The organism is Paraburkholderia fynbosensis (assembly GCF_902859935.1).
GTDB classification, from domain to species: Bacteria; Pseudomonadota; Gammaproteobacteria; order Burkholderiales; family Burkholderiaceae; genus Paraburkholderia; species Paraburkholderia fynbosensis.
In genome coordinates this window covers 1-5,532 of sequence record NZ_CADIKI010000059.1, presented here as the reverse complement: position 1 = coordinate 5,532, position 5,532 = coordinate 1, and the positions used below count along the sequence as shown (strand labels likewise).

General features: G+C 54.0%; 2 tRNA genes and 3 rRNA genes. All 5 read right to left on the bottom strand.

The features are described 5' to 3' along the window. Nucleotides 1-30: 30 nt before the first annotated feature. Nucleotides 31-144: ribosomal RNA gene (rrf, locus tag HV770_RS37900) — 5S ribosomal RNA — on the bottom strand. 201 nt (nt 145-345) lie between these two features. After that, nucleotides 346-3,226: ribosomal RNA gene (locus tag HV770_RS37895) — 23S ribosomal RNA — on the bottom strand. A 318-nt stretch (nt 3,227-3,544) separates the two neighbouring features. After that, nucleotides 3,545-3,620, bottom strand: a tRNA-Ala gene (locus HV770_RS37890). 75 nt (nt 3,621-3,695) lie between these two features. Continuing rightward, a tRNA-Ile gene (locus HV770_RS37885) sits at nt 3,696-3,772 on the bottom strand. A gap of 80 nt (nt 3,773-3,852) precedes the next feature. Beyond that, nucleotides 3,853-5,385, bottom strand: a 16S ribosomal RNA gene (locus HV770_RS37880). Together the 16S, 23S and 5S rRNA genes with 2 tRNA genes alongside form the textbook arrangement of a ribosomal RNA operon. Nucleotides 5,386-5,532 lie beyond the last annotated feature (147 nt).

The following is a 5,532-nucleotide window of genomic DNA, read 5'->3' as shown; positions in this document are numbered from 1 at the left end:
TCGGGGTGGGGTTTCTGTTGCTGCTGGGGAGCCTGACGATTACCTACTTTCACACGGGCAATCCGCACTATCATCGGCGTGGAGTCGTTTCACGGTCCTGTTCGGGATGGGAAGGGGTGGTACCGACTCGCTATGGTCATCAGGCATGACTTGTTGTCGTGTCGCCCGGGGGGCGGCACAACCAATCGGGGAAGAAGTAGTTTCTGGTGATGCTCACCAGAGCAGGCGGGCTGTGTTGTTCGAGGCACAACACTGATCTCAACCTGGGTGTCTGCGGCCCCCTGCGGGGGTGGGATGTCCGTGAGTGCCGAAGCACTGATGGTCATCGCAAAACACACCTGTTATAGGATCAAGCCTTACGGGCAATTAGTATCAGTTAGCTTAACGCATTACTGCGCTTACACACCTGACCTATCAACGTCCTGGTCTTGAACGACCCTTCAAGGGGCTCGAAGCCCCGGGGATATCTCATCTTAAGGCGAGTTTCCCGCTTAGATGCTTTCAGCGGTTATCTCTTCCGAACATAGCTACCCGGCGATGCCACTGGCGTGACAACCGGTACACCAGAGGTTCGTCCACTCCGGTCCTCTCGTACTAGGAGCAGCCCCCTTCAAATATCCAGCGCCCACGGCAGATAGGGACCAAACTGTCTCACGACGTTTTAAACCCAGCTCACGTACCTCTTTAAATGGCGAACAGCCATACCCTTGGGACCGGCTACAGCCCCAGGATGAGATGAGCCGACATCGAGGTGCCAAACACCGCCGTCGATATGAACTCTTGGGCGGTATCAGCCTGTTATCCCCAGAGTACCTTTTATCCGTTGAGCGATGGCCCTTCCATACAGAACCACCGGATCACTATGACCTGCTTTCGCACCTGCTCGACTTGTCGGTCTCGCAGTTAAGCACGCTTATGCCATTGCACTATCAGCACGATTTCCGACCGTACCTAGCGTACCTTCGTACTCCTCCGTTACACTTTGGGAGGAGACCGCCCCAGTCAAACTGCCTACCATGCACTGTCCCCGACCCGGATCACGGGCCAAGGTTAGAACCTCAAACAGATCAGGGTGGTATTTCAAGGTCGGCTCCACGCAGACTGGCGTCCACGCTTCACAGCCTCCCACCTATCCTACACAGACCGGTTCAAAGTCCAATGCAAAGCTACAGTAAAGGTTCATGGGGTCTTTCCGTCTAGCCGCGGGGAGATTGCATCATCACAAACACTTCAACTTCGCTGAGTCTCGGGAGGAGACAGTGTGGCCATCGTTACGCCATTCGTGCAGGTCGGAACTTACCCGACAAGGAATTTCGCTACCTTAGGACCGTTATAGTTACGGCCGCCGTTTACCGGGACTTCAATCAGGAGCTTGCACCCCATCATTTAATCTTCCGGCACCGGGCAGGCGTCACACCCTATACGTCCACTTTCGTGTTTGCAGAGTGCTGTGTTTTTATTAAACAGTCGCAGCCACCAGTTTATTGCAACCCCTTCACCCTTCTGGCGCAGGCCAGTCAGGCTACCGGGGCGTACCTTATCCCGAAGTTACGGTACCAATTTGCCGAGTTCCTTCTCCCGAGTTCTCTCAAGCGCCTTAGAATACTCATCTCGCCCACCTGTGTCGGTTTGCGGTACGGTCCTGTTAAACTGAAGCTTAGAGGCTTTTCTTGGAACCACTTCCAGTTGCTTCTTCACCGAAGTGAATGGCCTCGCACCCTTGAATTCCGCGCCCGGATTTGCCTAAGCGCCTTCTCCAATGCAAGGACCGGGACTTCCAACACCCGGACAACCTTCCGCGATCCGTCCCCCCATCGCATTTAACAATGGTGCAGGAATATTAACCTGCTTCCCATCAGCTACGCATTTCTGCCTCGCCTTAGGGGCCGACTCACCCTACGCCGATGAACGTTGCGTAGGAAACCTTGGGCTTACGGCGAGGGGGCCTTTCACCCCCTTTATCGCTACTCATGTCAGCATTCGCACTTCCGATACCTCCAGCACACTTTCCAGTGCACCTTCGCAGGCTTACGGAACGCTCTCCTACCATGCACATTGCTGTGCATCCGCAGCTTCGGTATATTGCTTAGCCCCGTTACATCTTCCGCGCAGGACGACTCGATCAGTGAGCTATTACGCTTTCTTTAAAGGATGGCTGCTTCTAAGCCAACCTCCTGACTGTTTTAGCCTTCCCACTTCGTTTCCCACTTAGCAATATTTGGGGACCTTAGCTGGCGGTCTGGGTTGTTTCCCTCTTGACACCGGACGTTAGCACCCGATGTCTGTCTCCCGTGATTGCACTCTTCGGTATTCGGAGTTTGCTATGGCGTAGTAATCCGCAATGGACCCCACAACCATGACAGTGCTCTACCCCCGAAGGTGATACACGAGGCACTACCTAAATAGTTTTCGGAGAGAACCAGCTATTTCCAGGTTTGTTTAGCCTTTCACCCCTATCCACAGCTCATCCCCTAACTTTTCAACGTTAGTGGGTTCGGACCTCCAGTACGTGTTACCGCACCTTCATCCTGGCCATGGATAGATCACCTGGTTTCGGGTCTACACCCAGCGACTGAACGCCCTGTTCGGACTCGCTTTCGCTACGCCTGCCCTAATCGGTTAAGCTTGCCACTGAATGTAAGTCGCTGACCCATTATACAAAAGGTACGCCGTCACCCCCTTGCGAAGGCTCCGACTGTTTGTATGCATGCGGTTTCAGGATCTGTTTCACTCCCCTCCCGGGGTTCTTTTCGCCTTTCCCTCACGGTACTGGTTCACTATCGGTCGATCACGAGTATTTAGCCTTGGAGGATGGTCCCCCCATCTTCAGACAGGATTTCACGTGTCCCGCCCTACTTCTCGTACACCCAGTTCTTCCTCGCTGTTTTCGCTTACGGGGCTATCACCCGCTATGGCAGCACTTTCCAGAGCCTTCAGCTAACAATGAAGATAAAGAGTACAGGCTGGTCCCATTTCGCTCGCCACTACTCTGGGAATCTCGGTTGATTTCTTTTCCTGCGGTTACTTAGATGTTTCAGTTCACCGCGTTCGCTTCACATGACCTATGGATTCAGTCATGGATACTCCATTCGGAGTGGGTTTCCCCATTCGGACATCTACGGATCAAAGCTCGTTTGCCAGCTCCCCGTAGCTTTTCGCAGGCTACCGCGTCCTTCATCGCCTGTGATCGCCAAGGCATCCACCACATGCACTTGTTCGCTTGACCCTATAACGGGTGTGTCTCTTGCAAAACACAATCGCTACAGGTTGAGTATTCGTGTTGCGCCGTATTCCAAAGCGATCTTCCGATCACTTAAAAATACACTGATACAATCACAACCCTGATCCACCTACTCGCACACCCATCTCCAGGCATGCTTTCGTGAATCTCTTTACTACTTCTTCCTGATTGTTAAAGAACGACAGCCGATATCGCAGTTGCTATAACCGCGTATCCTTACTGACTGGCTCAATCGCCAATGCCTGTTTCACTACACCGCAAACCTTTTTCAAGATTTACCGCAGTAAAACCGGCATTGAGGATTGGTGGAGGATGACGGGATCGAACCGACGACCCCCTGCTTGCAAAGCAGGTGCTCTCCCAGCTGAGCTAATCCCCCGGTCATACACAGATAATCGCTATCCGCATTTACTACCCAGGGGCAACCGGTCAGCTGCAGCCACCGCAGAAACAGTGGTGGGTCTGGATGGATTCGAACCATCGACCCCCGCCTTATCAAGACGGTGCTCTAACCGGCTGAGCTACAGACCCCTGAGTCTGTCTGCGTATCTGTCTTCAAATTCACAGCCGATAAGCGTGAGCGCTCAACACTTCTGACGCGCCAGCTCGAGAAAGGAGGTGATCCAGCCGCACCTTCCGATACGGCTACCTTGTTACGACTTCACCCCAGTCATGAATCCCACCGTGGTAAGCGCCCTCCTTGCGGTTAGGCTACCTACTTCTGGTGAAACCCACTCCCATGGTGTGACGGGCGGTGTGTACAAGACCCGGGAACGTATTCACCGCGGCATGCTGATCCGCGATTACTAGCGATTCCAGCTTCACGCACCCGAGTTGCAGAGTGCGATCCGGACTACGATCGGTTTTCTGGGATTGGCTCCACCTCGCGGCTTGGCAACCCTCTGTTCCGACCATTGTATGACGTGTGAAGCCCTACCCATAAGGGCCATGAGGACTTGACGTCATCCCCACCTTCCTCCGGTTTGTCACCGGCAGTCTCCCTGGAGTGCTCTTGCGTAGCAACTAGGGACAAGGGTTGCGCTCGTTGCGGGACTTAACCCAACATCTCACGACACGAGCTGACGACAGCCATGCAGCACCTGTGTTATGGCTCCCTTTCGGGCACCCCGGCCTCTCAGCCAGGTTCCATACATGTCAAGGGTAGGTAAGGTTTTTCGCGTTGCATCGAATTAATCCACATCATCCACCGCTTGTGCGGGTCCCCGTCAATTCCTTTGAGTTTTAATCTTGCGACCGTACTCCCCAGGCGGTCAACTTCACGCGTTAGCTACGTTACCAAGTCAATGAAGACCCGACAACTAGTTGACATCGTTTAGGGCGTGGACTACCAGGGTATCTAATCCTGTTTGCTCCCCACGCTTTCGTGCATGAGCGTCAGTATTGGCCCAGGGGGCTGCCTTCGCCATCGGTATTCCTCCACATCTCTACGCATTTCACTGCTACACGTGGAATTCTACCCCCCTCTGCCATACTCTAGCCCGCCAGTCACAAATGCAGTTCCCAGGTTAAGCCCGGGGATTTCACATCTGTCTTAGCGAACCGCCTGCGCACGCTTTACGCCCAGTAATTCCGATTAACGCTTGCACCCTACGTATTACCGCGGCTGCTGGCACGTAGTTAGCCGGTGCTTATTCTTCCGGTACCGTCATCCCCCCAGGGTATTAGCCCAAAGGATTTCTTTCCGGACAAAAGTGCTTTACAACCCGAAGGCCTTCTTCACACACGCGGCATTGCTGGATCAGGCTTGCGCCCATTGTCCAAAATTCCCCACTGCTGCCTCCCGTAGGAGTCTGGGCCGTGTCTCAGTCCCAGTGTGGCTGGTCGTCCTCTCAGACCAGCTACAGATCGTCGCCTTGGTAGGCCTTTACCCCACCAACTAGCTAATCTGCCATCGGCCGCCCCTTGAGCGCGAGGTCCCGAAAGATCCCCCGCTTTCCTCCTCAGAGCGTATGCGGTATTAATCCGGCTTTCGCCGGGCTATCCCCCACTCCAGGACACGTTCCGATGTATTACTCACCCGTTCGCCACTCGCCACCAGGGTTGCCCCCGTGCTGCCGTTCGACTTGCATGTGTAAGGCATGCCGCCAGCGTTCAATCTGAGCCAGGATCAAACTCTTCAGTTCAAACCTGTTACTGTTTTCGGTCTCTTTCGAAACCGGTCGCTCACTCAACGTACTGACGAAGTGTCCGGCCATCTTCCGACGGCCAGACCTTCCTTTCATTACTGTGTGAGACTTGATACTTCCGCTTTTACGGCAGATTCCGCAGAA